Source organism: Pseudomonas sp. BRG-100 (assembly GCF_000737955.1).
GTDB lineage: Bacteria > Pseudomonadota > Gammaproteobacteria > Pseudomonadales > Pseudomonadaceae > Aquipseudomonas > Aquipseudomonas synxantha_A.
In genome coordinates this window covers 1,823,998-1,847,550 of sequence record NZ_JPRX01000001.1, presented here as the reverse complement: position 1 = coordinate 1,847,550, position 23,553 = coordinate 1,823,998, and the positions used below count along the sequence as shown (strand labels likewise).

The following is a 23,553-nucleotide window of genomic DNA, read 5'->3' as shown; positions in this document are numbered from 1 at the left end:
GCTTGCAGGTAGTAATTCAGGTGACTGCACATGAATGATTTACAACTCGACGACTTCAAGACCGATGAGAACGCCGCCATGGTGCTGCTGGTCGACGATCAGGCCATGATCGGCGAAGCCGTGCGGCGCGGCCTGGCCCATGAAGAAAACATCGACTTCCACTTTTGCGCCGACCCGCACCAGGCGATTGCCCAGGCGATCCGCATCAAGCCGACGGTGATCCTGCAGGACCTTGTAATGCCCGGCCTCGACGGCCTGACCTTGGTGCGTGAGTACCGCAATCACCCGGCGACCGCGAATATCCCGATCATCGTGCTGTCCACCAAGGAAGACCCGCTGATCAAGAGTGCGGCCTTTGCGGCCGGCGCCAACGATTACCTGGTCAAGCTGCCCGACAACATCGAGCTGGTAGCGCGTATCCGCTACCACTCGCGCTCCTACATGACCCTGTTGCAGCGTGACGCGGCCTACCGTGCGCTGCGGGTCAGCCAGCAACAGTTGCTGGATACCAACCTGGTGCTGCAACGCCTGATGAACTCCGACGGCCTGACCGGGCTGTCCAACCGCCGCCACTTCGACGAATACCTGGAACTGGAGTGGCGCCGCGCCATGCGCGACCAGACCCAACTGTCGCTGCTGATGATCGACGTGGACTTCTTCAAGACCTACAACGACAGCTTCGGCCACGTCGAAGGCGATGAAGCCTTGCGCAAAGTCGCCGCCGCTATCCGCGACGCCAGCAGCCGCCCTTCGGACTTGCCGGCGCGCTACGGCGGAGAAGAATTTGCCCTGGTCCTGCCCAACACCTCGCCGGGCGGCGCACGGTTGGTTGCAGAAAAACTGCGTATGGCGGTGGCGGCCCTGAAAATCCCGCACATTGCCCCGGCAGAAGGGGCGAGCCTGACCATCAGCATTGGCCTGTCGACCTTGACGCCGGTGCAGGGCACGGACTGCCGGCAGTTGATCATGGCGGCGGACAAGGGGCTGTATACGGCCAAGCATAATGGGCGTAATCAGGTTGGTATCGAGTAATCCCAAGCGCCGCGCACCCTATGTGGGAGCTGGCTTGCCTGCGATAGCGGCGCATCTGTCACAGAAGTACCGACTGATACACCGATATCGCAGGCAAGCCAGCTCCCACATTTGATCGCTATCTGGCTATGGATCCTGTACAAACCCCCGCCTTTTCGGCCAAGCGGGCTGCCGTTCCCAGCCGTTTGCCGTTATACTCGCCGGCTTTCAAAAGTTCGCCAACGAGTGCTGCCCGCCATGGAAATCAACCCGATCCTTAACACCATCAAGGACCTGTCCGAGCGCTCCGAAACTATTCGGGGGTATCTTTGACTACGATCAAAAGCATGAGCGTCTGACCGAGGTCAACCGCGAGCTTGAAGATCCGAGTGTCTGGAACAAACCTGAATACGCCCAGGAACTGGGGCGCGAGCGCGCTGCGCTGGCGCAGATCGTCGACACCCTCGACGAGCTGAACACCGGTCTGGCCGATTGCCGTGACCTGCTGGACATGGCTGTCGAAGAAAATGATGAAGGCGCAGTGGGCGATGTCGTCGCCGAGCTGGCCCGTCTCGAGGAAAACCTCGCCAAGCTCGAATTCCGCCGCATGTTCAGCCATGAAATGGACCCGAACAACGCCTACCTGGACATCCAGGCCGGTTCCGGCGGCACCGAGGCCCAGGACTGGGCCAACATCCTGCTGCGCATGTACCTGCGCTGGGCCGACAAGCGCGGTTTCGACGCGACCATCATGGAACTGTCCGCCGGTGAAGTCGCCGGTATCAAGGGCGCGACCGTGCATATCAAGGGTGAATACGCCTTTGGCTGGCTGCGTACCGAAATCGGTGTGCACCGCCTGGTGCGCAAGAGCCCGTTCGACTCCGGCAACCGTCGTCACACTTCGTTCTCCGCCGTTTTCGTCTCGCCAGAGATCGACGACAAGGTGGAAATCGAGATCAACCCAGCCGACCTGCGCATCGACACCTACCGTTCCTCCGGTGCCGGTGGTCAGCACGTAAACACCACTGACTCGGCCGTACGTATTACCCACGTACCGACCAACACCGTGGTCAGTTGCCAGAACGAACGTTCCCAGCACGCCAACAAGGATACCGCCATGAAAATGCTGCGGGCCAAGTTGTACGAGCAGGAAATGCAGAAGCGCAACGCCGCTTCCCAGGCGCTGGAAGACACCAAGTCGGATATCGGCTGGGGTCACCAGATCCGTTCGTATGTACTCGATGCGTCGCGGATCAAGGATCTGCGCACCAACATCGAACGCAGCGACTGCGACAAGGTACTCGACGGTGATATCGACGAATACCTGGAAGCCAGCCTGAAATCCGGCCTGTAACACCCCTGTAGGAGCGAGCTTGCTCGCGATCCCCAGCCGAAGGCTGGGGAAAACGTACCTGTGATGGAATTTCAAAAGACATGAGCGACCAACAACTCGACCCGCAAGCCCTGCAACAGGAAGAAAACTCCCTGATCGCCCTGCGCAAGGAAAAGCTTGCTGCCGAGCGCGCCAAGGGTAACGCCTTCCCCAACGACTTCCGCCGCGACAACTACTGCGATGCCTTGCAGAAACAGTACGCGGACAAGACCAAGGAAGAGCTGGCAGAAGCGGCGATCCCGGTCAAGGTGGCAGGTCGCATCATGCTCAACCGTGGCTCGTTCATGGTGATTCAGGACATGACCGGGCGTATCCAGGTTTACGTCAACCGTAAAACCCTCTCGGAAGAAACCCTGGCCTCGGTGAAAACCTGGGACATGGGTGACATCATCGCCGCAGAAGGCACCCTGGCCCGTTCCGGCAAGGGCGACCTGTACGTCGAAATGACCAGCGTGCGCCTGCTGACCAAGTCCTTGCGCCCTCTGCCGGACAAGCACCACGGCCTGACCGACACCGAGCAGCGCTATCGCCAGCGTTACGTTGACCTGATCGTCAACGAAGACGTGCGCCAGACCTTCCGTGTGCGTTCGCAAGTCATTGCCCACATCCGCAGCTTCCTGATGCAGCGTGACTTCCTGGAAGTGGAAACGCCGATGCTGCAAACCATCCCCGGTGGTGCCGCAGCCAAGCCATTTGAAACCCACCACAACGCGCTGGACATGGAAATGTTCCTGCGTATCGCGCCGGAGCTGTACCTCAAGCGTCTGGTGGTCGGCGGGTTTGAGAAGGTGTTCGAGATCAACCGCAACTTCCGTAACGAAGGCGTCTCGACCCGTCACAACCCTGAATTCACCATGTTGGAGTTCTACCAGGCCTACGCCGACTACGAAGACAACATGGACCTGACCGAAGAACTGTTCCGTGAACTGGCGCAGCTTGTTCTGGGGACTACCGACGTGCCGTACGGCGACAAGGTGTTCCACTTCGGCGAGCCGTTCGTGCGTCTGTCGGTGTTCGACTCGATCCTCAAGTACAACCCTGAGCTGACCGCTGACGATCTGAACGACATCGACAAGGCTCGCGCCATCGCCAAGAAAGCCGGCGCCAAGGTGTTGGGCTTTGAAGGCCTGGGCAAATTGCAGGTGATGATTTTCGAAGAGCTGGTCGAGCACAAGCTGGAGCAGCCACACTTCATTACCCAGTACCCGTTCGAAGTGTCGCCGCTGGCGCGTCGCAACGACGACAACCCGAACGTCACTGACCGTTTCGAACTGTTCATCGGCGGCCGCGAAATCGCCAACGCCTACTCCGAGCTTAACGACGCGGAAGATCAGGCCGAGCGCTTCATGGCTCAGGTGGCCGACAAGGACGCCGGCGATGACGAAGCCATGCACTACGACGCCGACTTCGTACGTGCCCTGGAGTACGGCATGCCGCCGACGGCTGGTGAAGGCATCGGCATCGACCGCCTGGTGATGTTGTTGACCAACTCGCCATCGATCCGCGATGTGATCCTGTTCCCGCACATGCGGCCACAAGCGTAACCGTTGCGAAATCCGAAGCCGCCTTTTATAAGGCGGCTTTTTTATGTGGCGTATTCCAGTGTCACTTTTAAAGGAAGAAGTGTGGTGAACCGCGTAATGGCTCAAGAAGGTGCCGCCGGCATTGCTGCTGCCGTGGCTGAAAGCGTTCAGTACCAGGGCCGCAAGGCCAGCCGCCGGGGCAGCGAACAACGCCGCCAGGACATTCTCGATGCGGCCATGCGCATCGTGGTGCGCGAAGGGGTGCGTGCCGTACGCCATCGAGCCGTCGCGGCGGAGGCGGGTGTGCCGTTGTCGGCCACCACCTACTATTTCAAGGATATCGATGACCTGCTCACCGACACCTTCGCCCAATACGTCGAGCGCAGCGCGGCCTTCATGGGCAAACTGTGGGTGCGTAACGAGGGCTTGTTGCGCGAGATGGTTGCCTATGGCGATGGCAGCCCGCAGTCGCGCGCGCAACTGGCCGATGACATTGCCCGGCTGACCGCCGATTACGTGCTGCGCCAACTGACCAACCGCCGCGAATACCTGATGGCCGAGCAGGCGTTTCGACAGGAGGCCCTGCTGAACCCGCGACTGGCTGAACTGGTGCGCTCCCATCAACAGATTCTGTTGCAGGGCACCGGGCAGTTTTTTCAAGTGTTGGGCTCCCGTGAGCCGCAGCAGGATGCCAAGGTGTTGACGGCTATCATCAGTCGGATGGAATATCAGGGCCTGTTGGGCGGCGCAGAGCCTCTGACCGGTGAAGAGATGCTTGAAATCCTCAAGCGTTACATGCACCTGGTATTGGCCTCGGTCTGACAGCATTCGAGCAAAGCCTGACAACGCTCAACGTTTAAAGAGGAAAACACCGGGTGGACGATTACCAGCAGACGATACGCAGCTTGTCCGATCGCATTGTGCTGGCGCAGACACCGATCCGGGTTCTCGACGCAGTAAAGTGGGACGAGAACATCCGCCAGGGATTCCTCAAGGCCAAGGGCAAAGCCATGCCTGCCGTGGACCGCGATTACTACCTGAACCGGCCCCTGTCTTTCGATTCCAGTGCGGTGAAGCTGGAGTTCCAGAACATCGAGCGCGACATCACCCGCCGCCTGGGCCAGTTCAGCCCGGTGGGGCAGATCATGCGGCGCATGTGCCGCGAATACCGCATGGTGGTGCGTATGCTTGAAGCGCGCGGCACCGAGGACTTTGGCCTGATATCCCAGGAACTGTACGGCGCTGCCTCCGATGCGTTCCACGCCGGCGACCCGACCCTGGCAGACCTGGGGCTGATGCTGTCGGACTACCTGAACAATATCGATGGCCGGGGCGATCTGAAGGACGAAGCCAAGACCCTCACCGCCAAGGATGCGGTGAGCCTGCTGCAAACGCGTCTGAACAAGGTGTTTGGCGAGGCAGAAGAGACCATCCGCGTGTTCGAGTCCGACGGTATCGTCGCGGATGCGGCGGCGGGCGCCGACTATATCAAGATCCGCGCCGACGCGATGTTCAACGACCGCGACGTGCGCGCCCTGGAAGTGCATGAAGGGCTGGTGCATGTGGGCACCACGCTCAATGGCCAGAACCAGCCAATCTGCACGTTCCTGTCCAAGGGTCCGCCGTCGTCCACCGTGACCCAGGAGGGCCTGGCGATCCTGATGGAAATCATCACGTTTGCCTCCTATCCCAGCCGCTTGCGTAAATTGACCAACCGTACCCGCGCCATCCATATGGTGGAGGAGGGCGCCGACTTCCTGCAGGTGTTCGAGTTCTTCCGTGAGCAAGGCTTTGAAATGGCCGAAAGCTATGGCAACGCCAGCCGGGTGTTCCGTGGTTCAGTGCCGACCGGTCTGCCGTTTACCAAGGATTTGTCCTACCTCAAGGGCTTTATCATGGTCTACAACTACATCCAGCTCGCCGTGCGCAAAGGCAAGTTGGAACAAGTGCCGCTGCTGTTCTGTGGCAAGACCACCCTGGAAGACATGCGTACCCTGCGCCAACTGGTAGACGAGGGGCTGGTGGTACCGCCCAAGTACCTGCCGGAGCAGTTTCGCGATATGAACGCGCTGGCGGCGTGGATGTGTTTTTCCAACTTCCTCAACCACTTGAGCCTGGATCGGATCGAGGCGGATTACTCCAATATCCTTTAGGTATTTCATTGAAGCAACCGGGTCACCGTGTGGGAGGGGGCTTGCCCCCTCCCACCATTGGATCTTCACAAGACTTCAGGTTTCAACTCACCTACGAGGTTTCAACGGATGAGAATCCTCGGCATTTTATGCCTGCTACTCACATTGAACGGCTGCAGCTCCTTGCTGTTCTATCCCGAGCCTGGCCTGCCCTTCACGCCGGAAAAAGCCCGCCTGCAATACCGCGACGTCACTATCACCACTGCTGACGGCCTCAAGCTCCACGCCTGGTGGTTGCCGGCTAAACCCGGCGTACCTCTGAAGGGAACGGTGCTGCACCTGCACGGCAACGGCGGTAATCTCGCCTGGCACCTGGGCGGCAGTTGGTGGTTGCCGGAGCAAGGCTATCAAGTGCTGTTGCTCGATTATCGCGGCTATGGGCTTTCGCAAGGCAAACCGTCCTTGCCGGCGATCTATCAGGATATAGACGCAGCATTCAGCTGGCTCGACAAAGCTCCTGAAACCCAGGGGCAACCATTGATTGTGCTCGGCCAAAGCCTGGGCGGCGCGCTGGCGGTGCATTACCTGGCGGCCCATCCGGCGCGTCAACCCCAGCTCAAGGCGCTGATACTGGATGGCGTACCCGCCAGTTATCGTGACGTAGGACAATTCGCCCTGAGCACGTCCTGGTTAACCTGGCCGTTGCAGGTGCCCCTGTCGTGGCTGGTGCCCGACGCCGACAGTGCAATCAATGCCATGCCCCAACTGACCGGTGTGCCAAAACTGTTGTTCCACAGCCTGGATGATCCCATCGTGCCAGTGGCCAATGGCATCCGCCTGTATCAAGTGGCCCCTGCGCCAAGGGTGTTGCAACTGACCCGTGGCGGCCATGTGCAGACGTTTGCCGACAAGACCTGGCAAACCGTCATGCTGCGTTACCTGGACGACCCGCAGCACTTCAACGGCCTGCGCCGGCTGGGCGAGATTCCGAATTATCCAATTCCTAAAGTTGATTCATCAGAGAGCCCGCAATGAGTGAAGAACGCAACATGATCCCGCTGATCCTCACCGGCATCGGCACTATCATCGGTACCGTTGGGTGCTTGTGGTATTACGGCTACCTGCACTTCGCCAAGCCGCAAGACGCGTTGCTGCTCAGCGACTTCACCATGCTCAAAACCGTGCCGGGGGAGGATTACAAAATTTCCCTGACCCCTGCCGCGCAGGTGGCGCAGTGCGTTGACGGCGTGTTGGTGATGTTTGATACCGAGCAAAAAGGCTTGAGCGGCGTGCTGGTGAACAACAAGAAGCAGGCCGTGCGTTGCATGGGGCAGGAAACTCCGCAACTGCAGCAGTGAGTCCTAACACCACCGTTGTATGAAAACGTCCTTCAAGTCTCCTGATTAGTCAGGCGAGGTCTGTCCGAATCTATATAGCCTGGAACCATCTGTACTCGCTTGCCACAGATCGTGGACTGATCAGCTTGTCTGATCAGTGCATTGTATTAACTAATCTGGAGTACGAGTTTATGGACGGTATCGGCGGTTCACTTTCAGTTGGCGCGGGCTATTCAGTTGGCTCCGAGGCACCCTCGCAGGGCCTGGATCAGCTAATTCAGGACATCCGGGATAAAATTCAAGCCAAGCGCGGCGAAGGTTCGCAGGGTTCGGGCGGGGCCCAGGGGGCTGGAGGCGGGGAGAGCCTTGAAGAACTGCTCGAAAAGCTGAAGAAGTTGTTGGAAGAAAGAGCCGCCCTGGAGGCAAAAGACCCAGGTGGCACATCTGGCCAAGGCCGGATTCAGATGGGCGGCGGCGACAGCCCGGGCTCTATCGCGTTTTAATCCCCTGCCTTTGAAAGCCTGCCAGTGATTTGGGGGGGGGCATGAGTGTGGCCGGCCCACGGCGTGCCGGTGCCACCACAGTATCTCCTCAAGAAGTCGCCTGGAACTGAATTGCGTAAACCGCCACAAACGGTGGTGTGAGTTCTTTACAGCGGGGCTGGGACGGTGGTGATAAATATTGATGCGATACGCAATATGCTGGCGATGGTCAGGGCGCATCAGGCGTTAGAACGACAAGATGCGCTGGAGCAGGCGCGTAACAAGTCGGCAGGCAGTTCGGCGCAGGGTTGCAAAGACCCCGGCATGATAAAACCGCCTGATGAAGACACAGATCGCCCAATCAATTTTTCCTAGCCAAAAAAAACCCACCGCGAGGTGGGTTTTTTTATCCGGCAACAATCAATCAGTTAGCAACGGAAGACCGTGGCTTGACTGGCTGGTTGTCGTTGGAGATGGTCACTTCAACGCGACGGTTCATGGCACGGCCCGAAACGCTGCCGTTATCGGCAACTGGATATTCCTTGCCGTAGCCCTGGGTCACGATGCGCGAGATATCCACGCCTTGTTGAGCCAGTGCACGTTGCACGGAAGCTGCGCGACGCTCCGACAGGCTCTGGTTGTACGAGTCGGAACCCGTGCTGTCGGTGTAGCCTTCAACGATCACTTTACGATCCGGGTTATCGCGCAGGAACTGCGCCAGCTTGGTGATGTTCACCAGGCCGCTGGATTTCAGGTCGGACTTGTTGGTGGCGAACAGTACGTCACCGAAAGTCACCAGGGTGCCGCGGTCGGTTTGCTTGGCGTTCAGGCTGTTTTGCAGTTGCTTGATTTGCGCGTCGCGGGCGTCCAGCAGGGCGCGGGCACGTTCGTCGCCGGCATTTTTCAGCTTGGCTTCGGATTCGCGCAGGACGATGGTGTCCTTGGCAACTTCAACACGCTGGTTGGTCAGGTAAGCGAGTTGGTCGACTTTCTTCTCGTCTTCGTTGTCGCGGTATGCCTTGTCAGCCTTGTCCAGCCATTCGCTGGCGTCTTTGGTTTCCAGGGCTGCCAGTTTGGTGGCTTGCGGGTTGGTTTGCAGGGCCGAGAAGTTAGTCCGTGCATTTTCCAGGTTCGCGTTCGGCGGGGTGGAGCAGGCCGCCAAGGCAACGCTCATCGCTAGCAGGGCAGGGATCATCAATTGTTTACGCATAGTCGTGTCGTCCTTTCAATTCGATATCAGGTGCGATGCAATCAAGGGGCAGTTGCTTACTTCTGCATGATTGCAGCTGGGCGCATGCCTTCCTTACGCAGTTCTTCAACAGCCTTCTGGGAATCCTTCACAGCCTGTTGAGCCTTGGCAGCCTGGGCTTTACGCTCGGCGACGCGGGCGTCCCATTCGGCTTGTTCAGCCAGCTGACGAGCTTTCTCGTAGTTCTTGTCGTGCATCGCGATTTCAGCTTCTTTGAGCTTGTCCTGAGCCGACTTCATTTCCACGGCTGCAAACTCGGTACCGCCAGCGCTCACGGCGCTGTTAACGGCCGATTGGGTCACGGCGTACTGCTCGGTTGGAGGGTTGCCGGCGCAGCCTGCCAGAACGAAGCTGGTGCCGATTGCCAGCGCGGCCAATTTGAGCCCGCGCAGGTGGTTAAACGAGGATTTGGCGGTGCTGGTGTTCATCGTCTTCAACTCCATTGGATAACTCCTGAAAAACATCAAAATCCATCGTGGCGTATCGGTTGCGGGCCCGGCGGTAAAGCTCATGAGGCCAGTTCAAACGACCGTTCCACAAGTGATGGCTACTGGCTGTGACCTGAGGCTTTTTTCAAAAGTTCAGCGGATATGGCGAATTGCCTGAAAAAATATCTGACTGAGTGGTCAGTGTTCAAAAGATGGAACTTTCGCAGCGCGCAGCGGTACTCCGAGCCTGTAAAAAGCCCGGAATACCTGGGTTGGATTGACGTCAATAAAATGTTGTTCAGTGCTTCTGTTCGTCAGCGCTGGCGGACAAATCATGCAAATAGCGGCGCGACAATGTCAGAAACCTGGGTGTGAGACCCACGTCTTCATACAGCGGGTCCCCCTCTTCATCGGTGGCAATCACTTGGTCGCCCTTGATATAGGGAAAGCTTTCTTCCAGCTCTTCAAGGGCGGCGCCGATCAGCTCGCCGAGCAGTTCTTCGACGTGGCGCTTGGGGTACATCTCGGCAATGGCGGCCAGCCTTGCGGCAGATTCCACATCCAGATGAATCGCGTACTCAGTCTTGGTCAGGCGACCCTTGGCGGTTTCTTCCCAATGCTGGGCCAGTTCTCGAATTTTCATGGCTACCTCAATAAGCCTGCGTTGGCAGGCGGTGATGAGTGACCAGCCGCCTGCGTGAATAACGCGACGGCTCATGCTTGAGACTAGCTTTAAGCCACAAGGTTTAAAGTCGTTTGCGTTCGGCCTTGTCAGAAACCGACGCCGACGGCACTCTGGAACACCTGCGCGTCCCGGATTTCTGGCTGGAGATTGGCTGATGAGTGATATCGATGCACGCTTGCGTGAGGATGTTCACCTGCTGGGTGAACTGTTGGGCAACACCATTCGAGAGCAGTACGGCGATGACTTTCTCGACAAGATCGAGCAAATCCGCAAAGGCGCCAAGGCTGACCGCCGCGGCGCCGTCTCGGACAAGGCGGCCGGCGACGAACTGAGTGCCAGCTTGAATCAGTTGCAAGAGGACGAGTTGCTGCCTGTTGCCCGGGCCTTTAACCAGTTCCTCAACCTGGCCAACATTGCCGAACAATATCAACTGATTCATCGGCGCGATGAATCGCAACCAGCGCCTTTTGAGTCCCGGGTGTTGCCGGAGTTGCTGGCGCGCCTGAAAAGCGAAGGGCACAGCCATGAATCCCTGGCCCGGCAGTTGGCACGGTTGGAGATCGAGCTGGTGCTCACCGCCCACCCCACCGAAGTGGCTCGCCGTACCCTGATCCAGAAATACGATGCCATCGCCGCGCAACTGGCCCTCCAGGACCACCGTGACCTTACCAACGCCGAACGCGAGCAGATCCGCGAACGCTTGCAACGGCTGATCGCCGAAGCCTGGCACACCGAAGAAATTCGCCGCATCCGGCCCACCCCGGTGGACGAAGCCAAGTGGGGCTTTGCGGTGATCGAACATTCGCTGTGGCACGCCATTCCCAATTACCTGCGCAAGGCTGACCAGGCCCTGCACGCTGCTACCGGCTTGCGCCTGCCCCTGGAGGCTGCGCCGATTCGCTTTGCCTCGTGGATGGGCGGCGATCGTGACGGCAACCCCAATGTCACCGCGCCGGTTACCCGCGAGGTGCTGTTGTTGGCGCGCTGGATGGCAGCGGATTTGTACTTGCGCGACATCGATCAGCTGGCCTCCGAGCTGTCGATGCAACAGGCCAGCCCGGCGTTGCAAGCCAAGGTCGGCGACAGCGTCGAACCCTATCGCGCCTTGCTCAAGCAACTGCGCGAACGCCTGCGTGCCACGCGCCAGTGGGCTCACGCTTCGTTGACGGCCAGCACCCCGGCGCCTGCCGAAGTGTTGCAGAACAACCGCGACCTGCTGGACCCACTGGAGTTGTGCTACCAGTCCCTGCATGAATGCGGTATGGGCGTGATCGCCGATGGGCCGCTGCTCGACTGCTTGCGCCGTGCGGTGACCTTCGGGCTGTTCCTGGTGCGCCTGGATGTGCGTCAGGACTCCAGCCGTCACTCGGCGGCCATGACCGAAATCACCGATTACCTGGGCCTGGGGCGTTATGAGGACTGGGATGAGGATGCGCGTATCAGCTTCCTGACCCAGGAACTGACCAATCGGCGGCCATTGCTGCCGGGTTACTTCAAACCCTCGGCGGACACTGCCGAGGTATTGAATACCTGCAAGGAAATCGCCGCCGCACCGGCTGCCTCATTGGGCTCGTATGTTATCTCCATGGCGGGTGCCGCCTCGGATGTGCTGGCGGTGCAGTTGCTGTTGAAAGAGTCGGGCGTACAACGACCGATGCGTGTGGTGCCGTTGTTCGAAACGCTGGCTGACCTGGATAACGCCGGGCCGGTGATGGAGCGGCTGTTGCAACTGCCGGGTTATCGCGCGCGGTTGCAGGGGCCTCAGGAAGTGATGATCGGCTACTCCGACTCGGCCAAGGACGCAGGCACTACCGCCGCCGCCTGGGCGCAATACCGGGCGCAGGAGCGTCTGGTCGATATCTGCCGCGAACAGCAGGTGGAACTGCTGTTGTTCCATGGTCGTGGTGGCACCGTTGGTCGTGGCGGCGGCCCGGCCCACGCGGCGATCCTGTCGCAGCCGCCGGGCTCGGTGGCAGGGCGTTTCCGCACCACGGAACAAGGCGAGATGATCCGCTTCAAATTCGGCCTGCCGGATATCGCCGAGCAGAACCTCAACCTCTACCTGGCCGCCGTGCTGGAAGCGACACTGCTGCCGCCGCCACCACCGGAGCCTGCCTGGCGTCACTTGATGGACGAATTGGCGGCAGACGGTGTCAGCGCTTACCGCGCCGTGGTGCGGGAAAATCCGCAGTTCGTCGAGTATTTTCGCCAGTCCACGCCGGAGCAGGAGTTGGGCCGTTTGCCCCTGGGCAGCCGCCCGGCCAAGCGTCGCGCAGGTGGGATTGAAAGCTTGCGCGCGATCCCGTGGATCTTCGGCTGGACCCAGACGCGCCTGATGCTGCCTGCCTGGCTCGGCTGGGAGGCGGCATTGAGCAAGGCGCTGGAGCGGGGGGAAGGTGAGTTGCTGGCGCAGATGCGTGAACAGTGGCCGTTTTTCCGCACGCGCATCGACATGCTGGAAATGGTGCTGGCCAAGGCCGATGCCGATATCGCCCGTCTTTATGACGAGCGCCTGGTGCAGCCAGACCTGCTGCCATTGGGTGCGCATTTACGCGACCTATTGTCGCAGGCCTGTAATGTGGTGCTTGGCTTGACCGGTCAGTCGCAGTTGCTGGCCCATAGCCCTGACACCCTGGAGTTCATCCGCCTGCGCAACACCTACCTCGACCCGTTGCACCTGTTGCAGGCCGAGTTGCTGGCGCGGTCTCGTCGGCAAGAGGCGGCGCAAGACAGCCCTCTGGAACAGGCGCTGCTGGTGTCCGTGGCCGGTATTGCCGCCGGTTTGCGCAACACCGGTTGAGGTTTCTTGCGTGTTCTCAACGGCTTGCGGATCAACCACGACGACCGCCCTGAAAAGGGCGGTCGTTGTTTGAGGAGGTGGGTTGCGCTCAGGCACACCCTGTCGCTGACGTATGCCGGGTGCGGGTTTCTCCTACTTTTGGCGGCTTGTATGGTGAGGGCCCGCTGTGTATCTTGATCAGCCTTTGGCCGTTTGATCGGCCTGGACCCATATTTTTACGAGATTGGCCCCACGCGGCGAATCCGAGCGTCATCTCTATAAAAAATTGAGGAGCACATCGATGCGCGTCATTCTGCTGGGAGCTCCCGGGGCCGGTAAAGGTACTCAGGCAAAGTTCATCACTGAAAAATTCGGCATTCCACAAATCTCCACCGGCGACATGCTGCGTGCTGCTGTCAAAGCCGGCACCGAGCTGGGCCTGATCGCCAAGAGCGTGATGGACAGCGGCGGCCTGGTCTCCGATGATCTGATCATCAACCTGGTCAAGGAACGCATCAGCCAGGAAGATTGCAAGAACGGCTTCCTGTTCGACGGTTTCCCTCGCACCATTCCCCAGGCTGAAGCCTTGGTGAAGGCGGGTGTTGAGTTGGATGCGGTGGTTGAAATCGCCGTAGAAGACGAAGAAATCGTCCAGCGTATTGCCGGTCGTCGCGTTCACGAAGGCTCGGGCCGCGTTTACCACATCGTCTACAACCCGCCAAAAGTGGCAGGCAAGGACGATGTCACCGGTGAAGACCTGGTGCAGCGTAAAGACGACACCGAAGAAACCGTGCGTCATCGCCTGTCGGTCTATCACTCCCAGACCAAGCCACTGGTGGACTTCTACCAGAAGTTGTCCGCTGCCCAAGGCAAGCCGAAGTACAGCCATATCCCTGGCGTGGGTTCGGTAGAAGCCATTACCGCCAAGGTGATGCAAGCACTGAGCTGATCCCGCCATCAGCTTTGCGTACAACGGCCCGCTTGCGGGCCGTTGTTGTTTATACTGGCGCACTTTTTTCCCGATTTGGACACCCACACCGATGAGCACCCTGCTGGCCCTGGACACCGCGACTGAAGCTTGCTCCGTTGCCTTGCTGCACGATGGCAAGGTAACGAGCCACTACGAGGTGATCCCGCGCCTGCACGCGCAGAAGTTGCTGCCGATGATCAAGCAGTTGCTCGAAGACGCCGGTATCACCCTGGCTGCCGTGGATGCCATCGCCTTTGGTCGCGGCCCCGGTGCCTTTACTGGTGTGCGCATTGCCATTGGCGTGGTGCAGGGCCTGGCGTTTGCGTTGGAGCGCCCGGTGTTACCGGTGTCCAACCTTGCCGTGCTGGCCCAGCGCGCACTGCGTGAACGCGGCGCCACGCAAGTGGCCGCGGCGATTGATGCGCGGATGGATGAAGTCTATTGGGGCTGCTACCGCGAAACTGCCGGTGAAATGCGTCTGGTGGGCGTGGAGGCAGTGCAGCCGCCAGAAGCGGCAGGGTTGCCGGCTGATGCCAGCGGTGAGTGGTTCGGTGCCGGCACCGGCTGGGGTTATGGCGAACGCATCGACGTGCATTTGGTAGGGCAGGACGCTGCGATGTTGCCTCATGCCGAAGATCTGCTGGCGTTGGCACGTTTTGCATTCGAACGCGGTGAGGCGATCCCGGCGGATCAAGCGGCACCGGTTTACCTGCGCGACAAAGTGGCGCAGACAAAGGCCGAGCGCGGAATTATTTGACGCCAAAAATGTGGGCATTCGGTGGCAAATTTCGCCAATCGTCAGAATTTGCCGCGGTTTTTAAACCTTTTACAAATTATGTGTTCTAGTTATCACCAGAGCATTTGCGCACTACGGAAAGTGCCGCTAAATTGCCATCATTGATACCGAGTCTGCATGTATGCGTATAGACGGCTTCTCCTCACAGTCCTACCCTCTCAAACGTAAGCCACGCAAGGCGAACGTGACGGTAGACGAGTCCGTGGAGGATTCGCCGGACTTCATTGAAGTCCACGCTGATTCGCCCTCCAGCGCCAAGGGGGCCGGGAGCGCACGTATCAGCGGCGTTCCTGCCCGCCAGCAAGACATGGTCTTCCCCCGCTCCATGAGCAAAAGCGTTGCCACCGCCCTGGCCAGTTACCTGACCACCGCCGGCTTTGTCGAATGGGATATGGAAGTGCTGGGTCTCGACATTCATATCTGATGGGTTTGCCTTATTACATTGGTTGCCCGTCCTGGAGTGAAAACGCCTGGCGTGAGTACCTGTACCCGGTGGAGGCGCGTTCCAGCGATTACCTCGGGCTCTATTCTCAAGTCTTCAATGCGGTTGAAGGCAATACCACGTTTTATGCTCGACCTTCGGCCGCTACCGTGCAGCGCTGGGCCGAGATCATGCCGGCTGACTTTCGCTTCACCGCCAAATTCCCAGGGGATATCAGCCATGCGGGTGACTTGCGCGAGCAATTGCCTGCGGCAGAGAGTTTTGTCAGTTTGATGAGCCCTTTGGGTGAGCGCGTTTCACCGCTGTGGCTGCAGCTCTCAAAAGGGTTTACCCCGCAGCGCCTGGCCGAACTGGCCGGTTTCCTCGATGGCATTGATCGTCCATTGGCCGTGGAAGTCCGGCACGAGCAGTTCTTCGCCAAGGGAGACGCCGAGCGTATGCTCAACCGCCTGTTGCGCGATCGTGGCGTCGAGCGCATCTGCCTCGACCCTCGCGCCCTGTTCAGTTGTACGTCAACCTCGGCGGCAGTGCTGCACGCCCAATCCAAAAAGCCCAGGGTGCCACCGCGCCCGGCGGCGCTGACCCGGTTTCCCCAGGTGCGCTTCATCGGGCATCCGGATCTGGAGGCCAATGACCCGTTCCTGATCCCATGGGTGGAAAAGATCGCCAGTTGGATCGAAGAGGGACGCACGCCGTACATATTCCTGCACACCTCGGACAACCGCCTCGCGGCACAACTGGCGTTGCGCTTTCATGCACAGCTGATGGCGCGCCTGCCCGGCCTGCCGCCGCTGCCCACCCTGCATCGAGAGCCCGTTGCGCAGCAACTGGGGTTACTCTAGGGGGCGTTCTCAATTAGTTTCCCCGGCGGGGAAACTAATTGAGAACGCCCCCTAGACATCCGATTTTTCAAGGATTGAGCCGTGGGTTCGATAAAAGTGCTGGGCCTGCTGTTGCTGCTGGCGGGCGCTTTCGCGCTGGGCGTCTGGCGTGGCTGGGTGCCGATGCCGGCTGAGTGGAACCCCTGGGCACCCCTGGATGTGCGCGCCAGTCCCAACCTGCTCACGCGCTACAAGCTCAGCCGTTTGCAGGATGATCCGGCGCTGTGTGACCAAGTCTTGAAAACCTCCGGCCTGCGGGTCAGCCGTCAGGCGGATACCGCTGCCGATGCGGCGTGCCCGTTGCGCAATGTCCTGCGTGTGCAGGGCGCTGAGGTGGCTCTGAGCAGCAGCTTTCTGGCCAGTTGCCCCCTGGCTGTGGCGTTCGCGTTGTTCGAGCGTCACAGCCTGCAACCGGCGGCCCAGGCAGTGTTCGGCCAGGCGGTGAGTCGGGTCGAGCATTTGGGCAGCTTTGCCTGCCGTAATGTTTACAACCGTGCCGACGGGCGCCTGAGCCAACATGCCTCGGCCAATGCCTTGGATATCTCCGGTTTTCGTCTGGCGGACGGGCGCAGCATCAGCGTGTTGAAGGATTGGCCGGGGGAGGGCGACAGTGCGCGTTTCCTGCGCTTGGTGCGCGATGGTGCCTGTGATGATTTCAACGTGGTGCTGAGCCCGGATTACAACGCTGCTCACCGCAACCATTTTCACCTGGATATGGGGCGATGGTGGGTGTGTCGCTGAGGCTTAAGCGGCCAGGCGCAGGTTGTGGGTCACCAGTGGGCGCGCCCAGTAGTAGTCGAAATCCAGCGCCTTCTGTTGCGCCATCAATTCTTCTTCGGGGTATGGCTCGGCAGCCGGTGGCAACAGGTCCAGTTCGAACTCGGCAATCGGCAAGTGCAGTGTGCGTGGCTCGGGGGCCGGGCCGGGCTCTGGTAGTGGTTGGCCAGCGTTCAGCACAATCGGGCGGACCCAACCGCTGTCGAAGTCCTGCTGGCGCTGCTGGGCGACGAGTTCTTCTTCCGGGAAGGGTATCGGCGCCGGTGGCAGCAACTCGGTTTCGAATTCGGCAATCGGCAGGAACAGCGGCTCAGGCGGGGCGATCTCGGTGTCTTTCACGTCACACTCACGCTGGGTGAGGATCTGCGAGAGCATGTCGGCGCCTTCGCCGGGTTCGACCGAAGGGTCGGCAGGTGCAGGCGCCTTGGCGGCCAGTGCCTGCGGCGTTTCACCGAGCTGTTCGGCCAGCGCCCGGGCGAAGAAGTCCTGCCACACATGACTCACCCCGGCCAGCGCTTGAGTATTGCGCAGGCCGTAGTGGTTGTGGGTCGGCAGTACACCGATGGTTAGGGGAAGAATGTCTGACATTTTTCTCGGTCGACGCTCAGCTCTGGCAAAATACCTGACTGCTGTTTTTATCGGCCGCTGTTTGCCGATCCTTAATATTTTTGAGCGTAGCGATTGATGAACGAACAACCAGCGGCCAGCCGCATCCAAGTCGAGGCGTTGGCCGACAGTTTCCAGGCCTGCGCCGAGCAGTGGGCTTCGCTGCTGGGCTTGCCTTTACAGGTGGCGGATGCGGATTTTTCCCTGCAAGTGGGCGAGCAGGGCCTGCAATTGCAGCAGCTTGGGCCCGATGCGCCGGGGCCGGTGCGGGTCGACTTTGTCGAAGGCGGCGCGGCACATCGGCGTTTATATGGCGGTGGCAGTGGGCAAATGATCGCCAAGGCCGTGGGCATCGCCCAAGGCGTACGGCCCAAGGTGCTGGACGCCACGGCCGGGTTGGGCAAGGACGCGTTCGTATTGGCCAGCCTGGGGTGCGAGATGAGCCTGATCGAACGCCAGCCGTTGATCGGTGCCTTGCTCGAAGACGGCCTGGCACGCGCTGCGCAGGATTTTGAAGTGGCACCGATTGTGGCGCGCATGAAGCTGCTCAAGGGCAACTCCATCGATGTGATGCTCAATTGGGAGGGCGAGCCGCCCCAGGTGATCTACCTGGACCCGATGTTTCCACACCGTGAGAAAACCGCCCTGGTGAAGAAGGAAATGCGCCTGTTTCGACCGTTGGTGGGCGATGATCCGGATGCACCGGCCTTGCTCGCTGCCGCCCTGGCTTTGGCCAGCCACCGTGTGGTGGTCAAGCGCCCGCGCAAGGCGCCGTGCATTGACGGGCCCAAGCCGAGTCATGCGTTGGATGGCAAGTCCAGCCGCTACGATATTTATCCCAAGAAAGCGCTCAAGCCATAAGCTGCAAGCAACAGCACTCATATTCGTGATGCTGCGAGATCCAAATGTGGGAGGGGGCTTGCTCCCGATGGTTACGGTCGGTTGCTGCACCCTACGCTGTTGTCGAGACCGGGCTGCGATAGGCCCGCATAAACAACTTCACCACGTCCTGCACATGTTCTTCTGCCTCTTCTGCGCTCAGTTGCCCGCCGCAGCCGTACAACAGGCGAAAGTTCGCGGTGCCCTTGAGCAGGCAAAAGAAGTGCTCCGCCGCTTTGAAGGGGTTGTCGATGTGTAAGGCACCGCTCTGGTCGATCTTGCCGAGCAGGCGCTCCATGCCTTGCAACATGCGCATGGGGCCGGCTTCGAAGAAGATCCGCGAGAGCTTCACGTCCTGATTGCCGGTGGTCATCATCAGGCGATGCAGGTTCACCGACTCCTCGCTGTTGATCAGCCGATGAAAGCCCCGTGCGATGTTCAGCAATACCGTCTCTACGGGCATGCCTTCGGGGAGCTCGAAATACATCACCGGCAATTGCTCTTCACATTTGGCCACTACCGCCGCGGTGAACAACGTCTCTTTATCGGTGAAGTGGCTGTAGACGGTGAGTTTCGAGACGCCCGCCGCAAGCGCGACGGCATCCATGCTGGTGTTCGCGTAGCCATTGCCCAGGAACAGGGATTTCGCGGCTTCGAGGATTGCCTGGCGTTTTGCCATGTCCTTGGGACGCCCGGGGCTGGCGGTGTTCACAGGATTGTCGGACATTTTCACCTTTAATACTGGACTGGCGAGTTTGGTATTAATAACATACCGGCCAGTATAATTATTCCAAGCTCCATTTGCGAAAGGTCCTTCAGCATGCGCAGCGCGTTCCTGCCCCTTGCTTTGCCTGTCAGCCTGGTCTTTTTATTGGCCGCCTGCGGCCATGAAGAAGCGACCCAGGCCACCGTCCGCCCCGCCATGGTGGTGCAACCGCAGCCCTCGGCACAGGCAATGGACAGCTACCCCGGTGAAGTACGTGCCCGTTATGAGCCGGACCTGGCCTTTCGCATCGGCGGCAAAGTCAGCAAGCGGCTGGTGGAAGAGGGCGAGCGGGTCAAGGCCAACCAGCCACTGGCTGAACTTGACCCCCAGGATGTGCGCCTGCAACTGGAAGCCAGCCGTGCCCAAGTGGCCGGCGCTGAGGCCAATCTGAACCTGGTGCGCGCTGAGCGCGATCGCTACAAGACCCTGATGGACCGTCAGATGGTCAGCCGCTCGCAGTACGACAACGCCGAAAACCTCTACCGAGCAGGTGAAGCGCGCCTGAAGCAGATCAAGGCCGAGTTCGACGTGTCGAGCAACCAGGCCGGCTATGCTGTGCTGCGCGCGCCCCAGGACGGCGTGGTCGCCAAGCGTGCTGTCGAAGTCGGCCAAGTGGTCTCGGCGGGCCAGACCGTGTTTACCCTGGCCACCGATGGTGAGCGCGAAGTGCTGATCAGCCTGCCCGAGCAAGGCTTCGGCCGCTTCAAGGTCGGCCAGCCGGTGTCGGTAGAGTTGTGGAGCCAGCCCGAACAGCGCTTCGCCGGACGCATCCGTGAACTGTCACCCGCAGCCGACCCGAAATCCCGCACCTTCGCCGCCCGTGTAGCCTTCACCGGCGGTAAAGTCCCTGCCGAACTGGGCCAGAGCGCGCGCGTATTCATACAAACCGACGGCGTCATTGCGCTCTCGGTACCGCTGTCTGCCCTCAGCGCAGAGAACGGCGCGTCCTTCGTCTGGCGGGTAAAGCCGGACAACACCCTTGAGCGTACGACGGTGCGCATTGGTGCGTTCGGTGAAAAAAACGTGCCGGTGCTCGAAGGCTTGGCTCCCACCGACTGGGTGGTCGCCGCAGGCGTGCATGTGCTGCATGAGGGCCAGCAAGTGCGCCCTGTGGATCGCTCCAACCGTGTCGTGAATCTGGCGGCCAAGGAGTAATCCCGATGGGTTTCAATCTTTCCGAATGGGCGCTGCGTAATCGCCAGATCGTACTGTTTTTGATGATCCTGCTGGCCGTGGTCGGCACCTTGTCCTACACCAAGCTGGGGCAAAGCGAGGACCCGCCCTTTACCTTCAAGGCCATGGTGATCAAGACCAACTGGCCCGGCGCCACGGCCCAGGAGGTGTCGCGCCAAGTTACCGAACGCATCGAGAAAAAATTGATGGAGACCGGTGAGTACGAGCGCATTGTGTCTTTCTCGCGCCCTGGCGAATCCCAGGTCACTTTCATCGCCCGCGACTCGATGCGTTCGGCGCAAATTCCTGAGTTGTGGTACCAGGTGCGCAAGAAAATCAGCGACATCCGCCAAACCTTGCCACCGGATATCCAGGGGCCATTTTTCAACGACGAGTTCGGCACCACCTTCGGCAATATCTACGCCCTGACCGGCGATGGTTTTGACTATGCGGTGCTCAAGGACTACGCCGACCGCATCCAGATTCAGCTGCAACGGGTGCCGGACGTGGGCAAGGTCGAGTTGCTTGGCCTGCAGGACGAGAAGATCTGGATCGAACTGTCCAACCTCAAGCTTGCCACCCTGGGTTTGCCGTTGGCCGCAGTACAGCAGGCGTTGCAGGAACAAAATGCCGTATCGACCGCCGGCTTTTTTGAAACCCCGAGCGAGCGTGTGCAGTTGCGCGTGTCGGGCAACTTCAAAACCGTGGAGCAGATTCGCGACTTCCCGATTCGAGTGGGCGATCGCACCTTTCGTATCGGAGACGTGGCCGATATCCATCGGGGCTTCAACGACCCACCGGCACCGCGCATGCGTTATATGGGCGCGGACGCCATCGGCCTGGCCGTGGCCATGCGCGACGGTGGGGATATTCTGGTACTGGGCAAAGCTCTTGAGAGTGAATTCGCACGCCTGCAAAAGAACCTTCCTGCGGGCATGGAGCTGCGCAAGGTGTCCGACCAACCGGCAGCGGTGAAGACCAGCGTCGGCGAATTCGTCCAGGTGCTCGCCGAGGCATTGGCCATTGTATTGCTGGTGAGTTTTTTCTCCCTCGGTGTGCGCACCGGCATGGTGGTCGCCCTGGCGATCCCGCTGGTACTGGCGATGACATTTGCCTGCATGTATTACCTGGGCACCGGCCTGCACAAGATTTCCCTTGGCGCTCTGGTGCTGGCCCTGGGTTTGCTGGTGGATGACGCGATCATCGCTGTGGAAATGATGGCGATCAAAATGGAGCAGGGCTACGACCGGCTCAAGGCTGCGAGCTTCGCCTGGACCAGCACAGCATTCCCCATGCTCACCGGTACCTTGATCACGGCGGCGGGTTTTTTGCCGATTGCCACTGCGCAGTCGAGCACCGGTGAATACACCCGCTCGATCTTCCAGGTGGTGACCATTGCCTTATTGGCCTCCTGGGTGGCTGCCGTGGTCTTTGTACCGTATCTCGGGGAAAAGCTGCTGCCGGACCTGGCGAAAATTCACGCGGCCAAGCACGGCACCGACGGCCCGGATCCCTACGGCACGCCTTTCTACCAGCGTGTAAGACGTTTGGTGGAGTGGTGTATACGTCGGCGCAAGACGGTCATCGTGTTGACCCTGCTGTTGTTTATCGGCTCGGTCGCGTTGTTCCGCTTTGTACCGCAGCAGTTCTTCCCTGCTTCCGGGCGCCTGGAACTGATGGTCGACCTGAAACTGGCCGAAGGCGCCTCCCTGAGCAACACCGCCGAGCAGGTCAAGCGTCTGGAGGTATTGCTCAAGGCGCACGCGGGTATCGAAAACTATGTGGCCTACGTGGGCACCGGCTCGCCGCGGTTCTACCTGCCGCTGGACCAGCAACTGCCGGCCGCCAGCTTCGCGCAGTTCGTGGTGTTGGCCAACACCATCGAGGAGCGTGAAAGCCTGCGCACCTGGCTGATTGAAACGCTCAACGAGCAGTTCCCCGAGCTGCGCTCGCGGGTCACTCGTCTGGAGAATGGCCCGCCCGTGGGCTATCCGGTGCAGTTTCGCGTGACCGGCGAACACATCGAAGAGGTCCGCGCCCTGGCCCGCAAAGTGGCGGCCAAGGTGCGCGAAAACACCCACGTGGTTAACGTGCATCTGGACTGGGAAGAGCCGAGCAAAATCGTGTATCTGAATATCGACCAGGACCGGGCGCGCGCCCTTGGCGTGAGTACTGCCAACCTGTCGAAATTCCTGCAGAGTTCCCTGACCGGTTCCAGCGTCAGCCAATACCGGGAGGACAACGAATTGATCGAGATCCTCCTGCGCGGTACCGTCCACGAACGCACCGAGTTGTCGCTGCTGCCGAGCCTTGCCGTACCCACTGACAATGGTAAAAGCGTGGCGCTGTCGCAGATCGCCACCCTCGAATACGGTTTCGAAGAAGGCATCATCTGGCACCGCAACCGCCTGCCGACCGTGACCGTGCGTGCCGATGTCTACGGCAAGGAACAACCGGCGACCTTGGTGCAGCAGATCCTGCCGACGCTCACAGGTGTGCGTGCCGAACTGCCGGACGGTTACCTGTTGGAAGTGGGTGGCACCGTCGAAGACTCTGCTCGCGGGCAAAACTCGGTGAAGGCCGGCGTGCCGCTGTTCATCGTGGTGGTGCTGACTTTGCTGATGCTGCAATTGCGCAGTTTCTCACGCACGGCGATGGTTTTTCTGACTGCCCCCCTCGGCCTGATCGGTGTGACCTTGTTCCTGCTGGTATTCCGCCAACCCTTTGGCTTCGTCGCCATGCTCGGCACGATCGCGTTGTCGGGAATGATCATGCGTAACTCGGTCATTCTGGTGGACCAGATCGAGCAGGACATCAAGGCCGGACTGGCGCCGTGGCAGGCGATTATCGAAGCGACCGTGCGACGCTTTCGTCCGATTGTGCTGACGGCCCTGGCGGCGGTACTGGCGATGATCCCACTGTCGCGCAGCGTGTTTTTCGGGCCCATGGCTGTGGCGATCATGGGCGGGTTGATTGTGGCTACGGCATTGACGCTGTTGTTTTTGCCGGCGTTGTACGCGGCGTGGTTCAGAGTCAGGAAGGAGGTAGCGTAGCGAGGTATTTGCTGTTTCCCGTACATGTGTTTTTTGCGGGTTTCTCTGCCAGGCCGGTGCCTGGCCATCCCCTGATTCCCACCGGGCAGTATTTACATACCGATGCAAACACGCAGTCGCTCAGATGGAACGCTTGCCCTTGTAACTCCACTCAGGCAATGCCTGACGGACAGGCAGAGGACTTGGCACTG

General features: G+C 60.0%; 22 protein-coding genes. 17 read left to right on the top strand and 5 right to left on the bottom strand.

What is annotated here, in order from left to right:
* The first annotated feature begins 30 nt into the window (after positions 1-30).
* The 8 genes from JH25_RS18990 (at position 31) to JH25_RS19030 (ending at position 7,899) form a co-directional block, all read left to right on the top strand.
* Positions 31-1,032, top strand: a complete 1,002-nt coding sequence (locus JH25_RS18990) for a response regulator (protein ID WP_032877485.1) — start codon at positions 31-33, stop codon at positions 1,030-1,032.
* A 237-nt stretch (positions 1,033-1,269) separates the two neighbouring features.
* Positions 1,270-2,365, top strand: a protein-coding gene (gene prfB, locus JH25_RS19000; RefSeq protein WP_098465888.1) for a peptide chain release factor 2 whose coding sequence is annotated in 2 segments (ribosomal slippage) — positions 1,270-1,341 and positions 1,343-2,365 — 1,095 coding nt in all. Because the reading frame shifts where the segments join, the coding sequence is not laid out codon by codon here.
* An 80-nt stretch (positions 2,366-2,445) separates the two neighbouring features.
* Complete coding sequence (gene lysS / locus JH25_RS19005; protein ID WP_005785507.1) at positions 2,446-3,948, top strand: lysine--tRNA ligase; 1,503 nt, start codon at positions 2,446-2,448, stop codon at positions 3,946-3,948.
* Between the two features lie 84 nt (positions 3,949-4,032).
* Positions 4,033-4,749: a TetR/AcrR family transcriptional regulator gene (locus JH25_RS19010; protein ID WP_078820451.1), complete on the top strand. Its 717-nt coding sequence runs from the start codon at positions 4,033-4,035 to the stop codon at positions 4,747-4,749.
* A gap of 53 nt (positions 4,750-4,802) precedes the next feature.
* Complete coding sequence (locus JH25_RS19015; protein WP_005785511.1) at positions 4,803-6,080, top strand: flavohemoglobin expression-modulating QEGLA motif protein; 1,278 nt, start codon at positions 4,803-4,805, stop codon at positions 6,078-6,080.
* A gap of 108 nt (positions 6,081-6,188) precedes the next feature.
* A complete protein-coding gene (locus JH25_RS19020) occupies positions 6,189-7,094 on the top strand; it encodes an alpha/beta hydrolase (RefSeq protein ID WP_032877483.1) in 906 nt (301 codons plus the stop codon).
* On the top strand, positions 7,091-7,417 hold the full coding sequence (locus tag JH25_RS19025) for a hypothetical protein (RefSeq protein ID WP_017529735.1): 327 nt from the start codon (positions 7,091-7,093) through the stop codon (positions 7,415-7,417). Before JH25_RS19020 ends, JH25_RS19025 begins: the two co-directional genes overlap by 4 nt.
* 170 nt (positions 7,418-7,587) lie before the next feature.
* The gene (locus JH25_RS19030) at positions 7,588-7,899 is read left to right on the top strand and encodes a hypothetical protein (RefSeq protein ID WP_032877482.1); all 312 of its coding nucleotides are present in this window, start codon (positions 7,588-7,590) and stop codon (positions 7,897-7,899) included.
* A gap of 403 nt (positions 7,900-8,302) precedes the next feature.
* Here JH25_RS19030 and JH25_RS19035 read toward each other — a convergent pair whose 3' ends face one another.
* The 3 genes from JH25_RS19035 to JH25_RS19045 all read right to left on the bottom strand — a co-directional run bounded on the left by JH25_RS19035 (position 8,303) and on the right by JH25_RS19045 (position 10,198).
* Complete coding sequence (locus tag JH25_RS19035; RefSeq protein ID WP_005785517.1) at positions 8,303-9,088, bottom strand: OmpA family protein; 786 nt, start codon at positions 9,086-9,088, stop codon at positions 8,303-8,305.
* Between the two features lie 56 nt (positions 9,089-9,144).
* Complete coding sequence (locus JH25_RS19040) at positions 9,145-9,570, bottom strand: DUF4398 domain-containing protein (protein WP_005785519.1); 426 nt, start codon at positions 9,568-9,570, stop codon at positions 9,145-9,147.
* Positions 9,571-9,853: 283 nt separating this feature from the next.
* Positions 9,854-10,198 (bottom strand): hypothetical protein, encoded by a 345-nt coding sequence (locus JH25_RS19045; RefSeq protein ID WP_005785520.1) that lies wholly within the window; start codon positions 10,196-10,198, stop codon positions 9,854-9,856.
* Between the two features lie 196 nt (positions 10,199-10,394).
* Here JH25_RS19045 and ppc point away from each other — a divergent pair, with 196 nt between their 5' ends.
* The 6 genes from ppc to JH25_RS19075 all read left to right on the top strand — a co-directional run bounded on the left by ppc (position 10,395) and on the right by JH25_RS19075 (position 16,849).
* Positions 10,395-13,040, top strand: coding sequence for a phosphoenolpyruvate carboxylase (gene ppc, locus JH25_RS19050; protein ID WP_032877480.1), 2,646 nt, complete (start codon positions 10,395-10,397; stop codon positions 13,038-13,040).
* Positions 13,041-13,320: 280 nt separating this feature from the next.
* Positions 13,321-13,968, top strand: a complete 648-nt coding sequence (gene adk / locus JH25_RS19055; RefSeq protein WP_005785523.1) for an adenylate kinase — start codon at positions 13,321-13,323, stop codon at positions 13,966-13,968.
* 91 nt (positions 13,969-14,059) lie between these two features.
* Positions 14,060-14,746 carry a tRNA (adenosine(37)-N6)-threonylcarbamoyltransferase complex dimerization subunit type 1 TsaB gene (tsaB, locus tag JH25_RS19060; protein WP_032877479.1) on the top strand — a complete coding sequence of 229 codons (687 nt, stop codon included), beginning with the start codon at positions 14,060-14,062 and terminating at the stop codon, positions 14,744-14,746.
* Positions 14,747-14,906: 160 nt separating this feature from the next.
* The gene (locus tag JH25_RS19065) at positions 14,907-15,209 is read left to right on the top strand and encodes a hypothetical protein (protein ID WP_032877477.1); all 303 of its coding nucleotides are present in this window, start codon (positions 14,907-14,909) and stop codon (positions 15,207-15,209) included.
* A complete protein-coding gene (locus JH25_RS19070) occupies positions 15,209-16,069 on the top strand; it encodes a DUF72 domain-containing protein (RefSeq protein ID WP_032877476.1) in 861 nt (286 codons plus the stop codon). Before JH25_RS19065 ends, JH25_RS19070 begins: the two co-directional genes overlap by 1 nt.
* A gap of 81 nt (positions 16,070-16,150) precedes the next feature.
* Positions 16,151-16,849 carry an extensin-like domain-containing protein gene (locus tag JH25_RS19075; protein WP_032877475.1) on the top strand — a complete coding sequence of 233 codons (699 nt, stop codon included), beginning with the start codon at positions 16,151-16,153 and terminating at the stop codon, positions 16,847-16,849.
* A gap of 3 nt (positions 16,850-16,852) precedes the next feature.
* Here the strand turns inward: JH25_RS19075 and JH25_RS19080 are convergent, their stop codons facing one another.
* A complete protein-coding gene (locus JH25_RS19080; protein WP_032877474.1) occupies positions 16,853-17,473 on the bottom strand; it encodes a hypothetical protein in 621 nt (206 codons plus the stop codon).
* 96 nt (positions 17,474-17,569) lie between these two features.
* On the opposite strand from JH25_RS19080, the gene JH25_RS19085 reads away from it, so the two are divergent.
* On the top strand, positions 17,570-18,352 hold the full coding sequence (locus JH25_RS19085) for a class I SAM-dependent methyltransferase (protein ID WP_032877472.1): 783 nt from the start codon (positions 17,570-17,572) through the stop codon (positions 18,350-18,352).
* A gap of 91 nt (positions 18,353-18,443) precedes the next feature.
* On the opposite strand, the gene JH25_RS19090 is transcribed toward JH25_RS19085, so the two are convergent.
* Positions 18,444-19,097 carry a TetR/AcrR family transcriptional regulator gene (locus tag JH25_RS19090; protein WP_032877471.1) on the bottom strand — a complete coding sequence of 218 codons (654 nt, stop codon included), beginning with the start codon at positions 19,095-19,097 and terminating at the stop codon, positions 18,444-18,446.
* A gap of 93 nt (positions 19,098-19,190) precedes the next feature.
* Here JH25_RS19090 and JH25_RS19095 point away from each other — a divergent pair, with 93 nt between their 5' ends.
* Together JH25_RS19095 and JH25_RS19100 are read left to right on the top strand one after the other, a co-directional pair.
* Positions 19,191-20,291, top strand: coding sequence for an efflux RND transporter periplasmic adaptor subunit (locus tag JH25_RS19095; RefSeq protein ID WP_032877470.1), 1,101 nt, complete (start codon positions 19,191-19,193; stop codon positions 20,289-20,291).
* 5 nt (positions 20,292-20,296) lie between these two features.
* Positions 20,297-23,362, top strand: a complete 3,066-nt coding sequence (locus JH25_RS19100) for an efflux RND transporter permease subunit (RefSeq protein WP_032877469.1) — start codon at positions 20,297-20,299, stop codon at positions 23,360-23,362.
* The last annotated feature ends 191 nt before the right edge of the window (positions 23,363-23,553 follow it).

What these genes read in the sequence shown, in the direction of transcription:
- JH25_RS18990 (WP_032877485.1), top strand. Translation starts at nt 31, where the DNA reads ATGAATGATTTACAACTCGACGACTTCAAGACCGATGAGAACGCCGCC.
- lysS (WP_005785507.1), top strand. Translation starts at nt 2,446, where the DNA reads ATGAGCGACCAACAACTCGACCCGCAAGCCCTGCAACAGGAAGAAAAC.
- JH25_RS19020 (WP_032877483.1), top strand. Translation starts at nt 6,189, where the DNA reads ATGAGAATCCTCGGCATTTTATGCCTGCTACTCACATTGAACGGCTGC.
- JH25_RS19025 (WP_017529735.1), top strand. Translation starts at nt 7,091, where the DNA reads ATGAGTGAAGAACGCAACATGATCCCGCTGATCCTCACCGGCATCGGC.
- JH25_RS19030 (WP_032877482.1), top strand. Translation starts at nt 7,588, where the DNA reads ATGGACGGTATCGGCGGTTCACTTTCAGTTGGCGCGGGCTATTCAGTT.
- JH25_RS19035 (WP_005785517.1), bottom strand. Translation starts at nt 9,088, where the DNA reads ATGCGTAAACAATTGATGATCCCTGCCCTGCTAGCGATGAGCGTTGCC.
- JH25_RS19040 (WP_005785519.1), bottom strand. Translation starts at nt 9,570, where the DNA reads ATGGAGTTGAAGACGATGAACACCAGCACCGCCAAATCCTCGTTTAAC.
- JH25_RS19045 (WP_005785520.1), bottom strand. Translation starts at nt 10,198, where the DNA reads ATGAAAATTCGAGAACTGGCCCAGCATTGGGAAGAAACCGCCAAGGGT.
- ppc (WP_032877480.1), top strand. Translation starts at nt 10,395, where the DNA reads ATGAGTGATATCGATGCACGCTTGCGTGAGGATGTTCACCTGCTGGGT.
- adk (WP_005785523.1), top strand. Translation starts at nt 13,321, where the DNA reads ATGCGCGTCATTCTGCTGGGAGCTCCCGGGGCCGGTAAAGGTACTCAG.
- tsaB (WP_032877479.1), top strand. Translation starts at nt 14,060, where the DNA reads ATGAGCACCCTGCTGGCCCTGGACACCGCGACTGAAGCTTGCTCCGTT.
- JH25_RS19065 (WP_032877477.1), top strand. Translation starts at nt 14,907, where the DNA reads ATGCGTATAGACGGCTTCTCCTCACAGTCCTACCCTCTCAAACGTAAG.
- JH25_RS19070 (WP_032877476.1), top strand. Translation starts at nt 15,209, where the DNA reads ATGGGTTTGCCTTATTACATTGGTTGCCCGTCCTGGAGTGAAAACGCC.
- JH25_RS19080 (WP_032877474.1), bottom strand. Translation starts at nt 17,473, where the DNA reads ATGTCAGACATTCTTCCCCTAACCATCGGTGTACTGCCGACCCACAAC.
- JH25_RS19085 (WP_032877472.1), top strand. Translation starts at nt 17,570, where the DNA reads ATGAACGAACAACCAGCGGCCAGCCGCATCCAAGTCGAGGCGTTGGCC.
- JH25_RS19090 (WP_032877471.1), bottom strand. Translation starts at nt 19,097, where the DNA reads ATGTCCGACAATCCTGTGAACACCGCCAGCCCCGGGCGTCCCAAGGAC.
- JH25_RS19095 (WP_032877470.1), top strand. Translation starts at nt 19,191, where the DNA reads ATGCGCAGCGCGTTCCTGCCCCTTGCTTTGCCTGTCAGCCTGGTCTTT.
- JH25_RS19100 (WP_032877469.1), top strand. Translation starts at nt 20,297, where the DNA reads ATGGGTTTCAATCTTTCCGAATGGGCGCTGCGTAATCGCCAGATCGTA.